At 64.5% G+C, this 22174-nt stretch carries 22 protein-coding genes and 1 other RNA gene; 12 read left to right on the top strand and 11 right to left on the bottom strand.

The genetic code is table 11. The features are described from left to right. The first annotated feature begins 5 nt into the window (after window positions 1-5). Window positions 6-248, top strand: coding sequence for a hypothetical protein (locus ABIA40_RS22860; RefSeq protein ID WP_036024966.1), 243 nt, complete (start codon window positions 6-8; stop codon window positions 246-248). Between the two features lie 41 nt (window positions 249-289). Here ABIA40_RS22860 and ABIA40_RS22855 read toward each other — a convergent pair whose 3' ends face one another. The 10 genes from ABIA40_RS22855 to ssrA form a co-directional block, all read right to left on the bottom strand. Continuing rightward, complete coding sequence (locus ABIA40_RS22855) at window positions 290-1996, bottom strand: ATP-binding protein (RefSeq protein ID WP_271540713.1); 1707 nt, start codon at window positions 1994-1996, stop codon at window positions 290-292. Then, complete coding sequence (locus ABIA40_RS22850; RefSeq protein WP_271540712.1) at window positions 1993-3507, bottom strand: ATPase domain-containing protein; 1515 nt, start codon at window positions 3505-3507, stop codon at window positions 1993-1995. Before ABIA40_RS22850 ends, ABIA40_RS22855 begins: the two co-directional genes overlap by 4 nt. 233 nt (window positions 3508-3740) lie before the next feature. After that, complete coding sequence (locus ABIA40_RS22845; protein WP_404546322.1) at window positions 3741-4238, bottom strand: GNAT family N-acetyltransferase; 498 nt, start codon at window positions 4236-4238, stop codon at window positions 3741-3743. A 187-nt stretch (window positions 4239-4425) separates the two neighbouring features. After that, entirely contained in the window at window positions 4426-6297 is a 1872-nt protein-coding gene (locus ABIA40_RS22840) for a ferrous iron transporter B (protein ID WP_404543335.1), read from the bottom strand. Window positions 6298-6334: 37 nt separating this feature from the next. Next, complete coding sequence (locus ABIA40_RS22835; protein ID WP_036006563.1) at window positions 6335-6610, bottom strand: FeoA family protein; 276 nt, start codon at window positions 6608-6610, stop codon at window positions 6335-6337. Between the two features lie 115 nt (window positions 6611-6725). After that, a complete protein-coding gene (locus tag ABIA40_RS22830; RefSeq protein WP_025038043.1) occupies window positions 6726-6977 on the bottom strand; it encodes a ribbon-helix-helix domain-containing protein in 252 nt (83 codons plus the stop codon). Then, window positions 6974-7162: a DUF4169 family protein gene (locus ABIA40_RS22825; protein WP_109144934.1), complete on the bottom strand. Its 189-nt coding sequence runs from the start codon at window positions 7160-7162 to the stop codon at window positions 6974-6976. The genes ABIA40_RS22830 and ABIA40_RS22825 overlap by 4 nt, the downstream gene beginning before the upstream one ends. 276 nt (window positions 7163-7438) lie before the next feature. Next, a complete protein-coding gene (fumC, locus tag ABIA40_RS22820; RefSeq protein ID WP_404546320.1) occupies window positions 7439-8872 on the bottom strand; it encodes a class II fumarate hydratase in 1434 nt (477 codons plus the stop codon). A gap of 89 nt (window positions 8873-8961) precedes the next feature. Then, window positions 8962-9480, bottom strand: coding sequence for an SspB family protein (locus ABIA40_RS22815; protein ID WP_157284719.1), 519 nt, complete (start codon window positions 9478-9480; stop codon window positions 8962-8964). 115 nt (window positions 9481-9595) lie between these two features. Further along, window positions 9596-9962, bottom strand: a transfer-messenger RNA (tmRNA) gene (ssrA, locus tag ABIA40_RS22810). 585 nt (window positions 9963-10547) lie between these two features. On the opposite strand from ssrA, the gene ABIA40_RS22805 reads away from it, so the two are divergent. The 10 genes from ABIA40_RS22805 (at window position 10548) to ABIA40_RS22760 (ending at window position 20045) form a co-directional block, all read left to right on the top strand. Continuing rightward, window positions 10548-11309 (top strand): tripartite tricarboxylate transporter TctB family protein, encoded by a 762-nt coding sequence (locus tag ABIA40_RS22805; protein WP_157284718.1) that lies wholly within the window; start codon window positions 10548-10550, stop codon window positions 11307-11309. Between the two features lie 7 nt (window positions 11310-11316). Next, window positions 11317-12831, top strand: a complete 1515-nt coding sequence (locus ABIA40_RS22800) for a tripartite tricarboxylate transporter permease (protein WP_404543333.1) — start codon at window positions 11317-11319, stop codon at window positions 12829-12831. Window positions 12832-12971: 140 nt separating this feature from the next. Next, window positions 12972-13952, top strand: a complete 981-nt coding sequence (locus ABIA40_RS22795) for a tripartite tricarboxylate transporter substrate binding protein BugD (protein ID WP_404543332.1) — start codon at window positions 12972-12974, stop codon at window positions 13950-13952. Between the two features lie 173 nt (window positions 13953-14125). Next, complete coding sequence (locus ABIA40_RS22790) at window positions 14126-14920, top strand: thymidylate synthase (protein ID WP_275508445.1); 795 nt, start codon at window positions 14126-14128, stop codon at window positions 14918-14920. Between the two features lie 6 nt (window positions 14921-14926). After that, complete coding sequence (locus tag ABIA40_RS22785) at window positions 14927-15412, top strand: GNAT family N-acetyltransferase (RefSeq protein WP_404543330.1); 486 nt, start codon at window positions 14927-14929, stop codon at window positions 15410-15412. Continuing rightward, window positions 15412-15921: a dihydrofolate reductase gene (locus ABIA40_RS22780; RefSeq protein WP_404543328.1), complete on the top strand. Its 510-nt coding sequence runs from the start codon at window positions 15412-15414 to the stop codon at window positions 15919-15921. The genes ABIA40_RS22785 and ABIA40_RS22780 overlap by 1 nt, the downstream gene beginning before the upstream one ends. Window positions 15922-16074: 153 nt before the next feature. Beyond that, window positions 16075-17211: an FtsH protease activity modulator HflK gene (gene hflK, locus ABIA40_RS22775; RefSeq protein WP_128263123.1), complete on the top strand. Its 1137-nt coding sequence runs from the start codon at window positions 16075-16077 to the stop codon at window positions 17209-17211. Beyond that, on the top strand, window positions 17208-18104 hold the full coding sequence (gene hflC / locus ABIA40_RS22770; RefSeq protein ID WP_036037453.1) for a protease modulator HflC: 897 nt from the start codon (window positions 17208-17210) through the stop codon (window positions 18102-18104). Before hflK ends, hflC begins: the two co-directional genes overlap by 4 nt. A 72-nt stretch (window positions 18105-18176) precedes the next feature. Further along, window positions 18177-18383: a DUF2065 domain-containing protein gene (locus tag ABIA40_RS22765; RefSeq protein ID WP_025038031.1), complete on the top strand. Its 207-nt coding sequence runs from the start codon at window positions 18177-18179 to the stop codon at window positions 18381-18383. Window positions 18384-18527: 144 nt separating this feature from the next. Continuing rightward, window positions 18528-20045, top strand: a complete 1518-nt coding sequence (locus ABIA40_RS22760) for a Do family serine endopeptidase (RefSeq protein WP_404543326.1) — start codon at window positions 18528-18530, stop codon at window positions 20043-20045. Window positions 20046-20185: 140 nt separating this feature from the next. On the opposite strand, the gene serB is transcribed toward ABIA40_RS22760, so the two are convergent. After that, complete coding sequence (gene serB, locus ABIA40_RS22755; RefSeq protein WP_157284713.1) at window positions 20186-21091, bottom strand: phosphoserine phosphatase SerB; 906 nt, start codon at window positions 21089-21091, stop codon at window positions 20186-20188. Between the two features lie 11 nt (window positions 21092-21102). Between serB and miaA the strand changes: the two genes are divergently transcribed. Continuing rightward, entirely contained in the window at window positions 21103-22044 is a 942-nt protein-coding gene (gene miaA, locus ABIA40_RS22750; RefSeq protein ID WP_404543325.1) for a tRNA (adenosine(37)-N6)-dimethylallyltransferase MiaA, read from the top strand. Window positions 22045-22174: the final 130 nt, after the last annotated feature.

Raw genomic sequence — 22174 nt, 5'->3', positions numbered from 1 at the left:
CTGCAATGTTGCCTCAATTCGGCACCGCCGTTCGCAAGAAGAATCTCGCCAATGCCGGCGCCACCGATCTCGGCGGCGCAGCTCCGGACAAGGCCTCGGTGGACGCCGCCTGGCTCGTGCTGGAAGCCGCCAACGACCTCGGCGACCACGCCGCGGTGGACGCCTGCCGCCGCGTCATCGACGCCGAGCTGAACGGCACGGCGGCCCGCAGCGCGGACGTCGATCTCGTGCTGGGATATTTCCGGTAAGACTTCGTAGCCTGCGAGACGCAGCGAATCGGGGATCGCTCTCAGCAGGAATGGGAGCGCTTGGATTCCGCATCGAGCCTTAGACTTGATCTCGCCGCGCTCAGCGCTGCCGCCAGCTCGTCGATGTGATAGGGCTTCGCCAGGATCTGAATGCCCGCTGCGTCGGCCTCGTGAGCGGACGCTTCCGAATATCCGCTGGTCAGTAACACCGGGATGTCGCTTCGCCGATTTCGGATCTCTCGCGCAAGCTCGACCCCGTTCATGCCGCCCGGCATCATGATATCCGAAAAAACGACATCGACCGAGCGGCCATCGGCCAAAGCCCCGAGCGCCGCGGCAGCGCTCGCGGCCCGCGTGACGTTGTAACCGAGCTGGCCGAGCATTTCGCTGACCAGCGCGGCAACTTCGTCATCGTCCTCCACCAGCAGGATTTCGCCCTGATTGCTCTTTTTCGGCCGGACCCTGGTGAGGTCGATCAGATGTCGTTCGCTGGAAGGAAGCTCGTACGATCGCGGCAGGTACAGCTCGATGCTCGTGCCTCGCCCGACTTCCGATTGAATTCGCACGGTGCCCCGGGACTGGGTGGCAAATCCGTGGACCTGCGCCAGCCCGAGCCCCGATCCCTTTCCCACGTCCTTGGTCGTGAAGAACGGCTCGAACACGCGCGCCAAAATCTCGGGAGACATGCCGACGCCGGTATCGATGACGGACAGGCGGACGTAGTCGCCCGCGATCTGCCCGTGGTTGAAACCAGGTAGGTTTTCGCCCCTCACAACGATCGTCCCGCCATTGGGCATGGCATCGCGGGCATTGACGGCCAGGTTGAGAATGACCAGCTCGAGCTCTCCGGGGTCGACCTCCACCGGCCATAGAGTGTCCGGAAAGTCGAACTCGACGTGAACATCGCCTCGCAAACTGCGATCGAGCAGTTCTCGCATCCCGCCGATCTGCGCGGCCACGTCGACGGGCTCCGGCCGGAGCTTCTGCCGCCGTGAGAACGCCAGAAGCTGCTTGGTCAGGCTTGCCCCGCGCTGCGCCGCCTGGATCATCCCGTCCATCAGACGGCGACGGCGGGCCGGATCAGTCTGGCGTTCGAGCATGTCGAGGCCGCCGGAAATCACCATCAGGAGATTGTTGAAGTCATGGGCGACACCACCGGTGAGCTGGCCGATGGCCTCGATCTTCTGGGCCTGGCGCAGCGTCTCCTCCACGCGCGTGCGTTCGTTCATTTCGAGGCGAAGCTGCTCGTTGGCTTCTTCCAGCTCTCGCGTCCGCTCGACCACCAGTTTCTCGAGCTCCTGCGCGGTCTGCTCGCGTGCTTCGAGCAGAGCCCGGATTTCATATTGACGCCGTCGGGCGCGCATCGCCGATTGAATCGCGCTGGTCAGCGTGATCGGCTGGACCGGACGTTCGAGCAGCGAAACGTTTCGCAGGAGCTCGACGATACTGCGTCTCCATGCGACAACTGCCGGCTGCTCCCGATGGCTGGTAAGAACGACAAAGGGAAGGTCGGACCATGGCGGCTGGTTCGCAATCCAATGTGCCAGCGGCGCCGTGTCTTTGCCGAATAGTCCTTCCTCGGCCAAAAAAACCGCTCCAACGCCAGCCGCCATCTCGGCAACGAGTTCTGGCAAGCTCCGGCAATTGACCGCTTCCAGGCTTGCGCCGCGAAAAAGCTCCGCCGATGCCGGTCCGTCGCGACCGATCGGGGCGAATATCAGAATGCGGTCGTCCCGGTCGGCACTCATTCGGCCGGTCCGTCCGGTAACACCGTGCCGGTGTAACGAGGATTGCCGGAGAAAATGCCGCTGAACTCCTGGAGAGGTGGACCGAGCTTGATCCCCGCGCCGCCGAGCCGGAACTCGCGGATGCTGTGTTCGTGATTGCCGCTGCGCTTCTTGACGACCGAGAGCGCGCGCCGCACCGTCCCGCCGAACTCGAAATAGCGCAGCATCAGCACCGCATCGCTCAAATAGCTGATGTCGAGCGGCGTATCCATCGGGCCAACGAGCCCATGCTGGGCGAGGATCAGGATGGTGAGCACGCCCTGCTGGGCCAGATAGCTGAGCAGTTCATGCATCTGCAGAATGAGGAAGCGTTCGTCCGGCATCGCGTTCAGATAGCCGTTCAAGCTGTCGATGACGATGATGCGGGCATTGTCGGCCTCGACGCTGCGGCGAAGCGTTGCCGCGAACTCGCCCGGCGACAATTCGGCGGGATCGATCTGCTGAAAGCGGATCCGTCCGGAGGCGAGGTGCTCGTCCAGCGGCAGTCCGAGCGTCCTGGCACGTGCCTCAACCGTTCCGCGTCCTTCATCGAATGCGAACAACACGGCGTGCTCGCCGCGTTGCGCCGCCGCGATGGCGTAGGTCAGCGCAAGTGACGACTTGCCGACGCCGGCCGAGCCGAGCAGGAGCGCGTTGGTGCCGCGCTCGAGCCCGCCTCCGAGGAGCTGGTCGAGCTCGGGGTTGCCGCTGGACACCATGTCGCCTTCGAATGATCTGTGATGTTCGGCTGCGACGAGCCGGGGATAGATGCGCAGGCCGCCTTGCGCGATCGTAAAATCGTGGAAGCCGCCGCGAAAACGGATGCCGCGCATCTTGATCACGCGAAGCCGTCGCCGTTCGGCACCGTAGTCGATGGCCAGTTGCTCGAGCATCACGACGCCGTGTGCGATCGAATGCAGTTGCAGGTCGTCCTGGGAAGAGGACAGATCGTCGAGCAGAACCACGGTGCAATTGCGGTTGGTGAAGAAGTGCTTCAGGGCCAGAACCTGGCGCCTGTAGCGGAGCGGGTTCTGCGCCAGCAGCCGCAATTCGGAGAGACTGTCGAGCACCACGCGGGTGGGATTGATCCGTTCGACCTCCTTGAAGATCAGACCCGTGGTCTCGCTCAGCTCCATCTCGGCAGGATGAAAAACCGTCAGCTCCCGCTCGGGATCGAGCGTCGTCTCGGGCGGGACAAGCTCGAAGATGTCGACTCCGTCCAGCGACCAGCCGTGTCGTTGCGCGACCAAGGTGAGCTCGCGCTTCGTCTCGGAAAGCGAGATGTAGAGTACGCGTTCGCCGTCCCGCACCCCGCGGAGCAGAAACTGGAGCGCAATCGTGGTCTTGCCGGTGCCGGGTCGTCCCTCATAGAGGTACATCCGGTTCGGGTCCAAGCCACCGCCGAGGATATCGTCCAGTCCTTCGCTGCCGGTCGAAACTCTCGGCGAATCCTTGAGGTCGCTGCCTGGGGCAGCCGCGGATTGACCGGTCATGAACCCCCCTTACGCGTATCTTCCCAAAGCTCTCCATGCGCTCCAAGCGCTTGCCGGGAGCCGGATGACTGAAAGGTCCGTCTAAGGAACTCCGAGGCCGGGCTTGAGTTCCCGCTCGAATGCCTCGGGCTGTCAGGCGACCGCTTCGCCGCTCAGACTGAGCCGACCCCCTGGGGGGTGTCGGTTCAAAAATGAACACAAGCGATCAGCCGCCGTCGGCCCCGCCGCGGCATTCACCGCCTGATGCGGTAAATCACGACATCTTCGCCGTGACGGTTCGTGCTGCGCTCGAGGAGATAGTTCGACTTCTCCAGCGCGCGGCGGGATGCAGTGTTGCCGACATGGACGATGCCGATGAGGGACGGCAGCGCAAGCTGCAACAGGCCGATGTCCGTCAGCTTGGCCGCGATCTCGCTTGCAAATCCCTGGCCCCAGAATTCGCGCTTGAATGCGTAGGCGATCTCGATCTCGTCGACATCGTCCACGACAATGTGCCGAATGCCGGCACGTCCGGCGAAGGCCCCGTCCTTCGTTCGCAGCGTCCAGAGCCCGAAGCCGTGCTGGTCCCAATGGGCCATGTTGGTCGCGAGATAGGCCTTCGTGACCTCGGGCGTCCGTACCCCGCCGAGAAAACGGGAGACCTCGGCGTCGCGATGCAGCGCGACAAGGTCGCCGAGGTGATCCTCGCGCAATCGCTCGGCGGTCAGGCGGTCGGTGGTGAAATGGTCCAGGGGGACAGATCGCCGGGTCGGTGGCGTGTCGTTCATGGTGCTATCGCTGGGGCTGAATTTTGACATCATGCCACTGTTTTGCCCGACGGAGCAAGCAGCGACTTAGGATAATCCGCAACCCATTGATTTCACGAGCCCCGGTCTACTGTGCATGGGGTTGTTTTCGCAGTTTTGTTTTGGAAGGGGGCTACCCCGCCCCCAGCGCGACCGCGACGTTGTACGTCACGAGGCTCGCCGCATAGGCCAGCACCAGCATGTAGGCGAAGGTGACGCCCATCCAGGCCCAGCTGCCGGTCTCGCGCCGGATCACGGCGAGCGTGGAGGCGCATTGCGGGGCGAAGATGTACCAGGCCAACATCGACAGCGCGGTCGCGAGCGACCACTTCGTCGCCAGCACCTGGCCGATCTGCTCGACCGCTTCGCTGCCGCCCTCGATCGCATAGACGGTGCCGAGCGCCGCGACCGCGACCTCGCGCGCCGCCATGCCCGGGATCAGCGCCACCGCGATCTGCCAATTGAAGCCGACGGGGGCGAGCAGAGGCTCGAGCGCCTTGCCGATCATCGCAGCGAGACTGAACTCGATGGCCGGCCCGGACGCGCCCGCGGGCGGCTGCGGGAACGAGGCCAGGAACCAGATCAGCACCATCATCGAGAAGATCGTGGTGCCGGCGCGTTGCAAGAACATCTTGGCGCGGGTGTAGATGCCGATCACGATGGATTTCAGCCGCGGCATCTTGTAGTCCGGCAGCTCCAACATGAACGGCGCCGGCACAAAGTCGCGCAGCATGAAGAACTTGATCAGGAACGAGACGACGAGCGCACTGACGATGCCGGCGGCATAGAGGCCGAACATCACGAGGCCCTGCAGGTTGATGAAGCCCCAGACGTCCCTGGCCGGGATGAAGGCGGAGATGATCAGCGTATAGACCGGAATGCGCGCCGAGCAGGTCATCAGCGGCGCGATCAGGATCGTGGTCAGCCGGTCGCGCTTGTTGTCGATGACACGTGTCGCCATGATGCCGGGAATGGCGCAGGCAAAGCTCGACAGCAGCGGAATGAAGGCGCGCCCGTGCAGCCCGGCGCCGCCCATGATGCGGTCCATCAGGAACGCCGCGCGCGCCATGTAGCCGAAATCTTCCAGCAGCAGGATGAACAGGAAGATGAGGATGATCTGCGGCAGGAACACGATGACGCTGCCGACGCCGGAGATCACGCCGTTCTGCAGGAAGCTTTGCAGCAAGCCGTCGGGCAGGGTGGCCTGCACCAGCTCGCCGAGCGAGTCGAAGCCGGACTTCAGCATCTCCATCGCCGGCTGCGCCCAGGCGAACACTGCCTGGAACATCACGAACAGGATCAGCGCGAGCACGATCAGCCCGCCGACGGGATGCAGCACGATCGCGTCGATCCGCGCGGTCCAGGTGTCGGGGCGAGCAGGCAGGCTGACGCAGTCGGCGATGATGCGGTCGGCCTCGCGTTGGGTGGCGCGCAGCTCGGAGACGCCGAGCGCGCGCCAGCTGTTCTCCACCGGCTCGGCGGCGAGCGCTGCGGAAATCTCGTCGGTCAGCTTGAGCAGGTCGGCGGTGCCGCCCTTGCGCACCGCGATCGAGGTGACCACGGGCACGCCGAGCTCCTTGGCGAGCCGCTCGACGTCGACAGTGATGCCGCGGCGGCTTGCGATGTCGAACATGTTGAGCACGAGGATCATCGGCCGCCCGGTGCGCTTCAGCTCCAGCAGCAGGCGGATGGTCAGGCGCAGATTGGTGGAATCGGCGACGCACAGCACGAGATCGGGCAGGGTCTCGCCGGAGGCCTTGCCGAGCACGAAGTCGCGGGTGATCTCCTCGTCCGGGCTGCGGCCGCGCAGCGAATAGGTGCCGGGCAGGTCGACCACGGAGACCTGGCGGCCGAGCGGGGTGACGAAGAAGCCTTCCTTGCGCTCGACCGTGACGCCGGGATAGTTCGCGACCTTCTGACGGCTGCCGGTCAGCGCGTTGAACAGCGAGGTCTTGCCGCTGTTGGGCGTGCCGACCAAAGCGAGATGCAGCAGCGGTGCTTCCATGGGATCAAGGGCCTGGGGGCAAGATTCCGGTCGCGCGTCAGGCGACGATGATGGCCATGGCTTCGCGACGGCGGACCGCGATCGTGGTGCTGTCGACCCGTACCGCGATCGGATCGCGCCCGACCAGCCCCTCATGCAGGATCTCGACCCGGGCGCCCTCGACGAAGCCGAGTTCGATCAGGCGGCTCTCGAGCTCGACGTCCGAAAGCGCCGAGCCAGCCTCTTTGGCGGCAAGGTGCTGGATGACGCCGGTATAGCCGCGCTGGGCCAGACCCAGCGGCATGTGCGAACGCGTATCAGTGGTGTCGGTCATGCCCTGTATTTTCAACGCCGGGCATTGAGGTCAAGCGTGCCCGCGCGCCGAAGCTGCACCTTAGAGCGATTTTAAAGTGCAGAGGCCGGGGCGCCGTCGCGGGCGCCCCCGACGGCTACTGGGCCGGGACCTTGTCCGGCTGGGCGGCCATGGCGCGGCTCTTGAAGTAGTCCAGGACGAAGAGGCGGATCGCCGACGACAGATTGCCCTGCTGGCGGTTGTTGTCGATCTCACCGACCAGCTCGGACAACGTCATGTTGCGCAGGCCGGAAATCTCTTTCATGCCGTTCCAGAACGCCTCTTCCAGGCTGACGCTGGTCTTGTGGCCGGCGACGACGATCGACCGTTTCACGACCGGCGACTTCATGGCTGCTCCTCGCGATCGATCCGGTGCTGGTCCAGATGCTCCTTGGCCTGGTCCGCCCGCTTCGCCTCGGACGACCGTTCCGCCTTCGTGCGCCCGAACTTCGCCCGGTTGGCGTCCGCCTGCTTCGCCGAGGCTTCCCGCTCGACGCGCTTCCTGAAACGATTCAGGTTGATGACGTTCCCCATGCCGCGTCTCCATCACCCGATCCTCTTCTTGCCGGATGAAACACTCAGAAACAGGACGCCGCATTGCGCCCCAGAAGACTTGATCGCCATTCGCTCGTCCTCGTCAATCGGCCCTTGGGCCATCAAACGATGAATTTCGCCCCGTCTAGGGCAGTAGAGCCGCGTAACACGCCGCCCCGGCCGCAACATTGACGGTAATCAAATCCCGCCCCCAAAGCCGCATATTTTTGGGCGCCGAGCGTCCGTATCATTACGGATGGCTATCGGAATTCGGAATCATCCCGGGCTGGTCATCTTCTCGGGGCGCACCAGGCGGTCGAACTCGTCGGCCGCGACGAAGCCGAGCCGCAGCGCCTCCTCCTTCAACGTGGTGCCGTTGGCATGCGCCGTCTTGGCTACCTTGGCGGCGTTGTCGTAGCCGATCTTCGGGGCCAGCGCCGTCACCAGCATCAGCGAGCGCTGCATCAGCTCCTCGATGCGCTTCTCGTCGGCGCGGATGCCGCTGACGCAATGTTCGGTGAAAGAGCGCGCGGCATCCGCCATCAGGCGGATGGAGTGCAGCATGTTGTAGGCCAGCACCGGCTTGTAGACGTTGAGCTCGAAATGGCCCTGGCTGCCGGCGATCGTGATCGCGGTGTGATTGCCGAACACCTGGCAGCACACCATGGTCATCGCCTCGCACTGGGTCGGGTTGACCTTGCCCGGCATGATCGAGGAGCCGGGCTCGTTCTCCGGCAGGATCAATTCGCCGAGGCCCGAGCGCGGGCCGGAGCCGAGCAGGCGAATGTCATTGGCGATCTTGAACAGGCCGGTCGCGACGGAATTGATGGCGCCGTGCGCCAGCACATAGGCGTCGTTCGAGGCCAGCGCCTCGAATTTGTTGGCGGCGCTGGTGAAGGGCAGCTTGGTGATCCCGGCAACGTGCTTGGCGAACAGCTTTGCAAAGCGCGGCTTCGAGTTGAGGCCGGTGCCGACGGCTGTGCCGCCCTGCGCCAGCGGATAGAGGTCCTTCACCGCGATCTTGAGCCGGGCGATGCCACTTTCGACCTGCGCGGCATAGCCGGAAAATTCCTGACCGAGCGTCAGCGGCGTCGCATCCTGGGTATGGGTGCGGCCGATCTTCACGATCTTCGAAAACTCCCTCTCCTTCTTGCGCAGCGCGCGCAGTAGCTCGCCGAGCGCAGGGACAAGATCGGCATTGATGCGGCTTGCTGCCGCAATGTGCATCGCGGTCGGGAAGGAGTCGTTCGACGACTGGCTCATGTTGACGTGATCGTTGGGATGCACCGGCTTCTTGGCGCCGAGCTCGCCGCCGAGCAGCTCGTTGGCGCGATTGGCGATCACCTCGTTGAGGTTCATGTTGCTCTGGGTGCCCGAGCCGGTCTGCCACACGACAAGCGGAAAATGGTCGTCGAGCTTGCCTTCGATCACCTCGCGCGCGGCGCGGACGATGGCATTGGCGCGGCGCTGGTCGAGCAGGCCGAGCTCGAGGTTGGATTGTGCGGCGGCGAGCTTGACCATGCCGAGTGCATGCACGAGCGAGATCGGCATGCGGTCGGTGCCGATGCGGAAATTCTGACGCGAGCGCTCGGTCTGCGCCCCCCAATAGCGGTCGGCGGCGACCTCGATGGGACCGAAGCTGTCGGTCTCGGTGCGGGTTGCGGGGCGGGCAGTCTTCGAGCGGGACGCTTTGGCCATGAGCACATCCATTCTGCCGCGCGAAACGCCGCGCGGCCTGTTCATGTGCTTCTCTATATAGGCAGTTTGGGCGGGCGCGACGGCTTCGCGGCCAACCTAGATCATTTCTTGCGAAAACGATCGAGCCGCACGACCTCGGCGCCGCCCTGGCTCGGCGGCGGCGGCTCGTCGGCAGCTTCCGGCTTCTCCGCGGCAGGTGCCGGGACCGATACGGCCGATGGCGCGGGCGCTGCCGGCAGATTGTCCGGCGCGACCTCGGCGACGTCGGAGGTGTCGAACTGGAGGCCGAACTTCACGGACGGATCGAGGAAGCTCTTGATGGCACTGAACGGCACCACGAGCCGCTCCGGAATGCCGCCAAAGGACAGGCCGACCTCGAAACGATCCTCGAGCACGGTCAGGTCCCAGAACTGGTGCTGGAGGATGATCGTCATTTCTTCCGGATATTGTGCGAGCAGCCGCGGCGACAGCTTCACGCCTTCGGCCTTGGACACGAAGGTGATGAAGAAATGATGCTCGCCCGGCAGGCCATGCGCCGCGGCATCGGTCAGCACCTTCCGCAGCACGCCGCGCAGCGCGTCGCGGGCCAGCACATCGTATCGGATATGATCGGTCGCCATGGTGGTCCTGTTGCATCCAAGCAGCCGGACCCTGCCGATCCGACTCGCCAAGCCGCAATAGTACCGCGCCTGACGGGCGAGCAGGAGTCCCCGCCGGGGAAGAATCAAAGAGTAAAGTGGAGGCTTCTGTTGCCAGGTGCCTCCGAACCCCGCCTAGCGGAGCTTAACCCACTAGGACTTTAGAGTGGTCTTTCAAACTGCGTTACGCAGCCTGAGCAACCGGAGCAAAGTTGTCGTTGGCAACTATTGCAGTAGCCCGATAACGGCGGAACAATACCGGGAAAAAGTACGCCCTTTACGCCCTCGTCGATCCTATTTCGCCCCCGCCAAAGCCCAGCTTCGGGCACGCCCGATGATGGGCTTTGGTGGAGGCGCCGGGTACCGCCCCCGGGTCCGAATGGTTTATTGCGACGACCGTTTATTTCCATAGCCGGCGAACCGGCACCCCCAATATAGGGGGCAAAGCTTTCGAAAAACAGAGGGTTGGGGGCGCGATCCCGCGGTTCCCTTTGGATAGGCTTCGGACTGTCGGGCCTATCGCGGCTCTGGCCTTTGGCAGAGGTCGCCGGCCCGATGTGCTGAATCCTTGCGCATGATGACGCTGCTGCTCCAGCGAACGACATTGTCAGTCTCGGCGTCGGTTAATTTCCTGCGGCGGAAAGTAGCAGCACGAGGAGCCGCAAGCTGATCTCCAGCTTCGGCCGGATCTCGCTCTCTCGCCGGGGCTGCGGCGGCAGTGCCCGAAGACGCACAGCATCGCGGTCAGGGCAAAGCACCGACTAAAACGCCCACGCGACTTCACAGGTCTCGCCAGGTCCGAACGTGCTTATCGTGATGTTAAATCGGCCTGGTCCAGCAATTGCTGCACTGCGTCTGACGCAATGGTTGCGGCGGCCGCGTCCATCTCGCGCAACTATCCAGTCCGGCTTCTGCTTGCCGGCGGCGCGTTGGGTTTTGCTGGCATTGTGTAACGAAAATCGCTAGGCAGTGATCCGGGGCGGGGGATCCAGTTCCAGTCGATTTAAAACAACAGTGCTCGTGACTTACGGGTCGCGGAGGAGACAGGCATGGCCGACACGATGGGCCACTCAGCGACGGCCACCCGAAATACCAGGCTGGCGCTCGGCTTTTGTCTGCTGGCGATTGCGCCGCAGATTTTCGAATTGATCTGGTCGATCGGGACGATCTTTGGCTGGGGGGCCGGCCGCGGTCCGGCGGCGGTCGTCACCGGCCACGCGACGGCGCTGCTCGCCGGCGCGCCCAGCGCCTTGTTCGGATCGTTCGGCGGCGGCGCCAAGAAGATGTCGTCCGAGGTGCTGCTGGCGCTGATCTATTCCTATCCGCTGTTTGCGGTGGCGATCCTCACGTTGTTCATGACGATCCGATCGGCACAGGATTATGTCGGCGGCGTCGTTCTGATGGCCGTCGCCCTGTTCGCGCTGTGGGCAGGGAGCGATCTGCAGGGCATGCGGGGCTTCTCCTTCGGCGCAGGGACCGCGCCGCGCATGTTCGGCGGGTTGCTGGTCGCCTTGTCAGCCGGCATTGCCTTGACGGGTCTTCTGACGAACGGGCCGGCGATGGCCCATTATTCCTGGCGGGGACCGCTGTTCGTGGTGGCTGCGATCGTCTTCTTCGCCCTGTCGATCCGCTCCCTCGGCCTCGTAGTCACGGCTTTTACCAGCTTCATGATTTCGGCGGCCGGTTCGCACGAGACACGCTGGCTCGAAGCAGCGATCGTCGGCGCCTGCCTGACGCTCGGTTGCGCCATTCTGTTTCCTTACATACTCGGGCTGCCGATGCCGATGTATCCGCGTTTTCTGATCCAGTGAGGGCGTGATGGATATCTTTGCCAACCTCGCTCACGGTTTTGCCGTCGCGTTTACTCCGATCAACCTGCTGATGTGCTTGATCGGCGCCCTGGTCGGAACGCTGGTCGGCGTTCTCCCCGGAATCGGCACCATCGCCACCGTCGCGATGCTCTTGCCGATTACCTTCGGATTGCCGCCGGTTGGCGCGCTGATCATGCTCGCCGGCATCTATTACGGCGCGCAATATGGCGGCTCGACCACGTCGATCCTGGTCAACATACCCGGTGAGGCGACGTCGGTCGTGACCGCCATCGACGGTCACCAGATGGCCAAGCAGGGCCGCGCCGGCCCGGCGCTGGCGATCGCGGCGATCGGCTCGTTCTTCGCTGGCTGCGTCGCGACGGTGCTCATTGCCCTGCTCGGTGCGCCGCTGACGAAACTCGCGCTGGCGTTCGGCCCGGCCGAATATTTCTCGCTGATGGTGCTCGGCCTGATCTTCGCGGTCGTGCTGGCCAAGGGCTCGGTGCTGAAGGCGATCGCGATGATCGTGTTCGGCCTGCTGCTCTCGATGGTCGGTTCGGACATCGAAACCGGTGCCTCGCGCATGGCCTTCAATATTCCGGAGCTTGCTGACGGCCTCGGCTTTGCGACGGTGGCGATGGGGGTGTTCGGCTTTGCCGAGATCATTCGCAATCTAGACCACGGCGCCGGGATGAACCGCGATCTCGTGCAGCAGAAGATCACCGGACTGATGCCCACCAGGAAGGACCTGGCCGATGCGACGCCGCCGATCCTGCGCGGTACCGTGCTCGGCTCGATCCTCGGCATCCTGCCCGGCGGCGGCGCGGTGATCGCGTCCTTCGCGGCCTACACGCTCGAGAAGAAGCTCTCAAAGAACCCGTCCCGGTTCGGGCGCGGCGCGATCGAGGGCGTGGCGGGGCCGGAGAGTGCCAACAACGCCGCGGCACAGACCTCGTTCATTCCGCTGCTCACCCTCGGCATCCCGCCGAACGCGGTGATGGCCCTGATGGTGGGCGCCATGACCATCCATGGCATCGTGCCGGGCCCGCAGGTGATGCAGAAGCAGCCGGATCTGGTCTGGGGCATGATCGCCTCGATGTGGATCGGCAATCTGATGCTGATCATCATCAACCTGCCGCTGGTCGGAATCTGGGTGCGGCTGTTGCGCGTGCCCTACCGGCTGATGTTCCCTTCGATCGTGATCTTCTGCGCGATCGGAATCTATTCGGTGAACAACGCGCCGGTCGACGTCATCCTCGCGGGCGTCTTCGGTCTCGTCGGCTATTGGCTGATCAAGCACGATTTCGAGCCGGCGCCGTTGCTGCTCGGCATGGTGCTGGGACCGCTGATGGAGGAGAACCTGCGCCGGGCGCTGCTGATCTCGCGCGGCGACTGGAGCGTGTTCCTGACGCGTCCGTTGTCCGCGGTGCTGCTCGCGGTCGCGGCGGGCCTGCTTGTCCTTACGGTGCTACCGGCGTTGCGCGCCAAGCGCGACGAGGTGTTCACCGAGTCCGAGAATTGATGGTGTGTGCGCCTGCGTCGGCTTCGGTCCTGCGTCGGCGCGCCGCATTCGGAAGTCGAATCGACTTGTGTTACGGCTTTGTGAAATGGAAATGCCGGCCTTTGGGCCGGCATTTTAGTGTGTCCAAAGGGAGGATCGCCATGACGTTCATTCGCGCGCTCACAGGCGCATGTGCAGCTGCGATAGCATCGCTGGGCGCCTTCATCGCAACGGCTGAGGCGCAGACCTATCCGACGCGCAACATTACCGTGATCGTGCCCTTCGCGGCCGGCGGGCCGACTGATGTGATCTCACGCATCGTCACCGGGCACATGGCGCAGACGCTGGGGCAGAGCATCATCATCGAGAACGTGGTCGGCGCCGGCGGCACCACCGCCACGACGCGTGCCGCGCGTGCGGCCAACGATGGCTATACGCTGATCACCGGGCATATGGGCACGCATGCCGCCTCCGTGCCCCTCTATCCGAAGCTGGCCTATCACCCCGAGAACGACTTCGTGCCGATCGCACTGCTGGCCGGCACGCCGATCCTGATCCTGGCCCGCAAGGACTTTCCGCCAAAGGACCTCAAGGAGTTCGTCACCTATGTGAAGGCGAATGCCGAGAAGGTGAACGCCGCGCATGCTGGTGTCGGCTCGGTTTCGCACGTCTCGTGCGAGCTCCTCCACTCCATCCTCGACATCAAGCCCGTCGGCGTGCCCTTTAACGGCACGGGACCTGCGATGAACGCGCTGGTGGCGGGTCAGGTCGACTATATGTGCGACCAGATCGTCAACGCCGTCCCGCAGATCAATGCCGGCACCATCAAGGCCTATGCGATCGCCACGGCCGAACGAAACCCGTCGCTGCCGAACGTGCCGACCACGGCGGAAGCCGGCCTGCCGGCATTCCAGGCTCAGGCCTGGAACGCGATGTTCGCGCCCAAGGGAACCTCGCCCGCGATCGTGGCAAGTGTGAACGCCGCCGCCATCAAGGCACTCGACGACGAGACGGTGAAGAAGCGCCTGCTCGAGCTCGGTAGCGTCATCCCCGCGCCGAAGGACCGAACCCCGGAGGCGCTGGCGACCCTCGTCAAGAGCGAGATTGCGAAGTGGAGTCCGGTGCTCAAGCCGGCGAATTAAGCGAAGGCGATCAAGCCACTAGGCGAGGGGCGGAACGCTGAGTTCCGCCCCTTGCCGTTTGTGCCGGGAACACTCACTTTTCCGGGTATAATCGACTGCGACAGCGAATCGCCGCTGTCGCAGCGCTGGGGGTGTCGCTAAGTTCGCCGCCTCCCCAAAGGCTCAGTCGCAACATGCTCCAATATCAGGACCTGCTCGAGCGGATTCTTTCCGACGGCGCCGAGAAGACCGACCGGACCGGCACCGGCACGCTGTCGGTGTTCGGCCATCAGATGCGCTTCAATTTGTCGGCCGGCTTCCCGATGCTGACGACCAAGCGGCTGCCGCTGAAGGCGATCGTGCATGAGCTGCTCTGGTTCCTGAAGGGCGACACCAACATCAAATATCTGCGCGACAACGGCGTCACGATCTGGGACGAGTGGGCGGACGCCAATGGCGATCTCGGCCCGGTCTACGGCCATCAATGGCGCTCCTGGCCCACGGCCGACGGACGCAGCATCGACCAGATCGCCAATGTCATCGACATGATCAAGCGCACGCCTGATTCCCGCCGCCTGATCGTCACCGCCTGGAATCCGGCCGACGTCGAGAAGATGGCGCTGCCGCCCTGCCACCTGCTGTTCCAGTTCTATGTCGCGAACGGCAAGCTGTCCTGCCAGCTCTATCAGCGGTCGGCCGACGTGTTTCTCGGCGTGCCCTTCAACATCGCCTCTTACGCGCTGCTCACCATGATGGTCGCGCAGGTCACAGGCCTGAAGCCCGGCGACTTCGTGCACTCGCTCGGCGACACTCATCTCTACTCCAACCATCTGGAGCAGGCGAGGCTGCAGCTCAGCCGCGCGCCGCGCGCGCTGCCGGTGATGCGGATCAATCCTGACGTGAAGGATATCTTCTCCTTCCGCTACGAAGACTTCGAGCTTGTCGGCTACGATCCGCATCCGCACATCAAGGCGGAAGTGGCGGTCTAGCGCCCTATGTCGCTCACCATCCGCCGTGCACGGCCCGAGGAAGCCGGGCTCGTTCTCTCCTTCATCCGCGAGCTCGCCGAGTACGAAAAGCTGTCGCACGAGGTGGAAGCGACCGAGGCTGACATCGCCGACGCGCTGTTCGGCGAGAGGCCGCAGCTCTATTGCGTGATCGCGGAGTGGAACCGTGAGCCGGTCGGCTTCGCGGTGTGGTTTCTCAATTTCTCCACCTTCAGCGGCCGTCACGGCATCTATCTCGAAGATCTCTATGTGCGGCCGTCGCATCGGGGCAAGGGCCTCGGCAAGGCGCTGCTGGCCTATCTCGCCAGGGAATGCGTCGACAGCGGCTGGTCGCGCCTGCAATGGGCGGTCCTCGACTGGAACGCACCCTCGATCGAGTTCTACAAATCGATCGGCGCGGTCATGATGGACGACTGGACGCTGTGCCGGGTCACCGGGCCTGCGCTGACCCAGCTTGCCGGGAGCTCTGCCTGATGGAGATCGTCTTCGTCGTCGCCATCGCAGAGAATGGCGTCATCGGCGCGGGCAATGCGATGCCGTGGCGATTGAAGTCCGATATGGCGCGCTTCAAGGCGCTGACGATCGGCAAGCCGGTGATCATGGGCCGCAAGACCTTCGAGACCCTGCGCCGGCCGCTGCCGGCTCGCACCAACATCGTGGTCACGCGCGATCCGGCCTATCGCGCCAATGGCGCCATCGTCACGACATCGCCAGCGGATGCGGAGGCAGTCGCGCGCGGCGACGCTCTGCGGCGTTCGGTCACTGAGATCGCGGTGATCGGCGGCGCCGAGATCTACCGGCAATGGCTTGGTCGTGCCGATCGTCTCGAGATCACCGAAGTGCACGCGCGCCCCGAAGGGGACACGCGTTTCGACATCGACAAGGCGGAATGGGACGAGGTCGAACGCATCCGCCATCCGGCCGGCCCCGACGACAGCGCCGACCTGTCCTATGTGACATATCGTCGGCGGCGCGGCCATTAACCGCTTTTGCCAATGTTTACATTGACTTTTTCGTGCCCGAGCATAGCTCGGAAGACGGTCAGGGCTGCGTTGTAAGGGACTTGCCTGTCCCCTATAAAGCCGGACCGGACAAAGCGGGCGGTGGCAATTCCACCCTGCCGAGGAGAACGTCGAATGCCGTGGAAGAATCAGGGCGGTGGCCCGTGGGGCTCGGGTCCAAAGGGACCGTGGGGCTCAGGCCCGCAACCGGTCGGGCCGAGGCCGCCGGATCTGGAAGACCTTCTGCGGCGCGGCCAGGACCGCCTCCAGCAGATCATGCCGGGCGGTTATTTCTCCGGCGTCGGCATCACGCTGATCATCCTGCTGATCGTCGCATTCTGGCTGCTGTCGGGCTTCTTCCGCGTGCAGTCCGAAGAGCTCGGCGTGGTGATGCGCTTCGGCAAGCACGTCCGCACCGTGCAGCCGGGTCTGAACTATCATCTGCCTTATCCGATCGAGACCGTGCTGCTGCCCAAGGCGCTGCGCGTCAACACCACCTCCATTGGCATGACGGTGATCGAGGATCCGGCGCGGCGCGGCCGCTCCATTCGGGACGTTCCGGAAGAGAGCCTGATGCTGACCGGCGACGAGAACATCGTCGATGTCGACTTCACCTTGCTCTGGCGCATCAAGCCCGACGGTGTCGGTGATTTCCTCTTCAACATCCAGAACCCCGAGGGTACCGTGAAGGCGGTCGCCGAGAGTGCGATGCGCGAGGTGATCGGCCGGTCTCAGATCCAGCCGATCCTGACCGGAGCGCGCAACGTCACAGAGCAGAACGTGCACGAGCTGATCCAGAGGACTTTGGACAGCTATGGTGCCGGCATTCAGATCACCCAGGTGCAGATGCAGAAGGTCGATCCGCCCGCGCAGGTGATCGACGCCTTCCGCGACGTCCAGGCGGCCCGCGCCAATCAGGAGCAGCTGCAGAACGAAGCGCAGACCTATGCCAACCAGGTTGTCCCCCAGGCGCGTGGACGCGCGGCCAAGATCCAGCAGGATGCCGAAGGTTACAGGGAACAGGCTGTCGCCGAGGCCAAGGGCCAGAGTGCACGCTTCCTGAAGGTTTACGAGGAATACAAGAAGGCGCCCGACGTGACGCGTGAACGGATCTACCTGGAAACGATGGAGCGCGTGCTCGGCGGGGCCGACAAGCTCGTCTATGACGGTGGCCCCTCGGGCCAGGGCGTCGTACCCTATCTGCCGCTTCCCGAACTGGCGCCAAAGCGGACACCTACGACCGGTCCGCAGTCCAGCGGAGGCACCCGATGAAGTCTCCGGTCACAGGTTTTGTCACGCTGCTTGCCCTCCTGTTCGTCGTGATCGTCGGCTATATGTCGTTGTTCACGGTGCAGCAGACCGAGCAGACGATCGTGCTCCAGTTCGGCAGGCCGGTCGACGTCGTCACCGCGCCCGGCCTGCACTTCAAGGCGCCCTGGAACTCGGTGATCAACATCGACAAGCGGATTCTCGACCTGGAGAACCCGTCGCAGGAGGCGATCGCCTCCGACCAGAAGCGGCTCGTGGTCGACGCCTTCGCGCGCTACCGCATCAAGGACGCACTGCGCTTCTATCAGAGCGTCGGCTCGATCCAGGCCGCCAATATCCAGCTCACCACACTCCTGAACGCGGCGCTGCGCCGCGTGCTCGGCGAGGTCACCTTCATCAACGTGGTGCGCGACGACCGCGAGAAGCTGATGCTGCGCATTCGCGACCAGCTCGACCGTGAGGCCGATGGCTACGGCATTCAGGTCGTCGACGTCCGGATCCGCCGCGCCGACCTGCCGGAGCAGAACAGCCAGGCGGTCTACCTGCGCATGAAGACCGAGCGTGAGCGCGAGGCCGCCGAGTTCCGGGCACAGGGTGGACAGAAGGCCCAGGAGATCAGGTCCAGGGCCGACCGCGAGGCGACCGTCATCATCGCTGAGGCCAATTCACAGGCTGAGCAGACCCGTGGTGCGGGCGATGCCGAACGCAACCGCCTGTTTGCAGAAGCCTACGGCAAGGACGCCGACTTCTTCGCCTTCTACCGGTCGATGACGGCCTATGAGAACGGGTTGCGTGCGAACGATACTCGCTTCCTGCTCCGGCCGGAGTCGGATTTCTTCCGGTACTTCGGTAGCCCGTCCGGCAGGACGCCAACCGAGACGCAGGCGAAGCCGTAAGCCAGACAAAGGGCGGCGGATTTCGCCGCCCTTCGTCCAGACAAGAACAGCATAGCGGGAGGTTCCATTCCGATGAGGTCCATTGCGTTCGCCGACTTCCTCATCGGCCTAGGCATCCTGTTCGTCCTCGAAGGCTTGATGTTCGCGGCCAGTCCAAACTGGATGCGCAAAGCCATGAAAAGCGCCATCGCCACGCCGGACAACATCCTGCGGGCGGTCGGGATCGGCTCGGCCGTGGCCGGCTTGGTCCTGATCTGGGTTATGCGGCGCCCGATTTAAGCCTTCGGCCCAACGCCAAAGTGAAGGCGCCAGACTGGTTTTCGCCGTATTATCGGGCTCTTGAGGCCCGTTAAGCTCCGCGCTTGCGCCGCGCCCCCGTTCGAGCGCAGTCTGGCGCCGAATCCCTTTTGCCTGGAGATCACAATGACCGCTGCCACCATTGTCCCGTCCCGCTCGCGCCGCCGCGCGCGATTTGGTGTTCGACTTGGGCTGGTTGCGCTCGCCATCGGTGCTTGCAGCGCGTTCGGCGCGCCGGCACATGCGCGTGGACCGGATGGCATCGCCGACGTCGCCGAGAAGGTGATCGACGCGGTGGTCAACATCTCGACCTCGCAGACGGTCGAAGCCAAGGGGGGCGGCGGCAACACCATGCCGCAACTGCCGCCCGGCTCGCCGTTCGAGGAGTTCTTCGACGATTTCTTCAAGAACCGCCGAGGGCCCGGCGGCGGCAGCAAGGGCGGCGAGAACAGCGCGCCGCGCAAGACCAATTCGCTCGGAAGCGGTTTCATCATCGACACCGCGGGCGTCGTCGTCACCAACAACCACGTCATTGCGGACGCCGACGAGATCCACGTCATCCTCAACGACGGCACCAAGATCAAGGCCGAGCTGGTCGGCGTCGACAAGAAGACCGATCTCGCCGTGCTCAGGATCAAGCCGACGAAGCCGTTGGTCGCGGTCAAGTTCGGCGATAGCGACAAGCTGCGCCTCGGCGACTGGGTGGTCGCAATCGGCAATCCCTTCAGCCTGGGAGGCACGGTGACTGCCGGCATCGTCTCGGCCAAGAACCGTGACATCTCCTCCGGGCCGTACGACAGCTACATCCAGACCGACGCATCCATCAACCGCGGCAATTCCGGCGGCCCGCTGTTCAATCTCGACGGCGACGTCATCGGCGTCAACACGCTGATCATCTCGCCGTCCGGCGGCTCCATCGGCATCGGCTTCGCCGTGCCGTCGAAGACGGTGGTGGGCGTCGTCGACCAGCTCCGTCAGTTCGGCGAGCTGCGCCGCGGCTGGCTCGGTGTACGCATCCAGAGCGTCACCGACGAGATCGCCGAGAGCCTCAACATCAAGCCTGCGCGCGGTGCGCTGGTTGCCGGCGTTGATGACAAGGGCCCGGCCAAGCCTGCGGGCATCGAGCCCGGAGACGTTGTCGTCAAGTTCGATGGCAAGGACGTCAAGGACCCGAAGGACCTGTCCCGCGTCGTCGCCGACACCGCGGTCGGCAAGGAGGTCGACGTCGTCGTCATCCGCAAGGGCCAGGAGGAGATCAAGAAGGTCACGCTCGGCCGCCTCCAGGATCCCGACAAGGTGCAGGCGGCGGTGAAGACCGACGAGCCGGCGCCGGAGAAGCCGGTGACGCAGAAGGCGCTCGGCCTCGATCTCGCAACGCTGAGCAAGGATCTGCGCACGCGCTACAAGATCAAGGACAGCGTCAAGGGCGTGGTCGTCACCAATGTCGACGCCAGTTCGGATGCCGCCGAGAAGCGCCTGTCCGCCGGCGACGTCATCGTCGAGGTGGCGCAGGAGGCGGTGTCGAGCGGCGCCGACATCCAGAAGCGGGTCGATCAGCTCAAGAAGGACGGCAAGAAATCGGTGCTGCTGCTGGTCTCGAACGGCGAGGGCGAGCTGCGATTCGTCGCGCTGAGCGTGCAGTAGGGATAACGCGTAGAGCCGTAGGGTGGGCAAAGCGAAGCGTGCCCACCATCATTCTGTCCGCCATCACGGCGTGAAGTGGTGGGCACGGCGCAAGTGCGCCTTTGACCATCCTACGGCTGCTGAGCGAGCTGCGAGAGCGGTTACCCCTCCACGAACTCGTCCCGCCGATACCCCTGCGCATACAGCAGCGCGGTGAGATCGCCGTGATCGATCCGCGCCGCCGCGGCCGCAGCCACCGCCGGCTTGGCGTGATAGGCGACACCCAGACCCGCCGCCTGGATCATCGCGAGATCGTTGGCGCCGTCGCCGACCACGACCGAGTCGATGTCGTCGAGATCGAACGATTCCATCAGGTCCACCAAGGTCGCGAGCTTCGCCGCGCGGCCCAGGATCGGCTCCTTCACTTCGCCGGTGAACTTGCCGTCGCGCACGACGAGCTCGTTGGCACGGTTCTCCTGGAAACCGATCTTGGCGGCGACCGCGCGCGTGAACAATGTAAAGCCGCCGGAGACGAGGCAGGTATAGGCGCCGTTCGCGCGCATGGTGGCGACCAGCTCGCGGCCGCCCGGCGTCAGCGTGATGCGCTTGGCCAGCACCTCGTCGACCGCGCTGGCGGGCAGGTCCTTGAGCAGCGCGACGCGCTCGCGCAGCGCTGGCTCGAACTCGATCTCGCCGCGCATCGCACGCTCGGTGATGTCTGCGACATGCGCCTTGACCCCGACGAAATCGGCGAGCTCGTCGATGCATTCCTGGCCGATCATGGTGGAATCCATGTCGGCGAGAAAAAGCTTCTTGCGCCGGAAGCCAACAGGCTGCACGACGATGTCGATCGGCAAATCGCCGCGGAGCTCGCGGAGCCGCTGCTCGATGGCGTTGCGGTCGCCTTCGAGGTTACTGTCCGCGCCGAAGGGGATGTCGACCGCAACCCCGTCGAACAGCCAGTGCGCGGGCGCCGCCTGCGGCAGCACGGCGCGGGCGCCATCGACGATGGTCGAGTCGAGCGCGGGATTGTCAGGGTTGCAGATCAGCGTGGCGACGAGGGACATTTGAGGTTTTCGTGAGCGAGGGGTATTCGAGCAAGGCCGTGCTTATCGCAGGCCCGACCGCCAGCGGCAAGTCGGCGCTTGCGCTCGATCTTGCGCGCGCCGCCGGCGGCGTCGTCATCAATGCCGATTCCATGCAGGTCTATCGTGACCTCCGCATCATCACGGCGCGCCCGACCGCGGCGGACGAGGCGCTCGTGCCGCATCGTCTTTATGGCCACGTCGATGCCGCCGTGAATTTCTCGGCCGGTGCCTGGGTAAGCGATGCGGCGAAGGCGCTCGATGAGGCGAGGGCCCAGCGACGGCTGCCGATCTTCATCGGCGGCACCGGGCTCTATTTCAAGGCGCTGACCACAGGTCTCTCCGTGGTGCCGCCAATCCCTGCCGAGCTGCGCGAGGATGTGCGCGCGCGGCTGGAACGGAACGGCGTCGAAGCGCTGCACGCGGAACTCGCAGCCTGCGATCCGCGCGCGGCCGAGCGATTGAACCTGCGCGACCGCACCCGCATCGCCCGCGCGCTCGAGGTGATCGAGGCAACCGGCCGTTCGCTGCTCGATTGGCAGCGGGAGGGACAGCCACCGCTGCTGCCCAAGGACAGATTTCGCGCGGTCTTCCTCGCGCCCGAACGTGACGAGCTGTATGCCCGCATCGATGCCCGTTTCGATGCCATGCTGGGCGCCGGCGCGCTCGAGGAGGTCGAGCGGCTGGCCGCCAGGCATCTCGATCCGCTGCTGCCGGCCATGAAGGCTCATGGCGTGCCATCCTTGATCCGGCACCTGCGCGGCGAGCTCAGCCTGGAGGAGGCCGCCAGCATTGGCCGCGCCGATACCCGCCATTACGCCAAGCGGCAATTCACCTGGTTCCGGCACCAGCTGCCGGACTTCGAATGGGTGAGGCCGGAGGAGGCGAGGGGATGGCTCGCCGCGGCCGTGCCGGCGGAACGGCACACCGACTGACGCGCTTTTGTGCCGAGTTCCCGAATTTACCTCTCGCCGAACCCGGGGAACACCGCTACACTGCCAAAATCGCGCGAGAACGGCCGCATTGCCTTGACATCCAAGGTTTGGCCGCTATGTTTCGCGCAAC

This window comes from Bradyrhizobium sp. USDA 223, assembly GCF_044909005.1.
In the GTDB taxonomy this organism is placed as follows: Bacteria; Pseudomonadota; Alphaproteobacteria; order Rhizobiales; family Xanthobacteraceae; genus Bradyrhizobium; species Bradyrhizobium yuanmingense.
The sequence above is the reverse complement of the archived record's forward strand: the minus strand, read 5'-3'. Positions and strand labels throughout refer to the sequence as shown.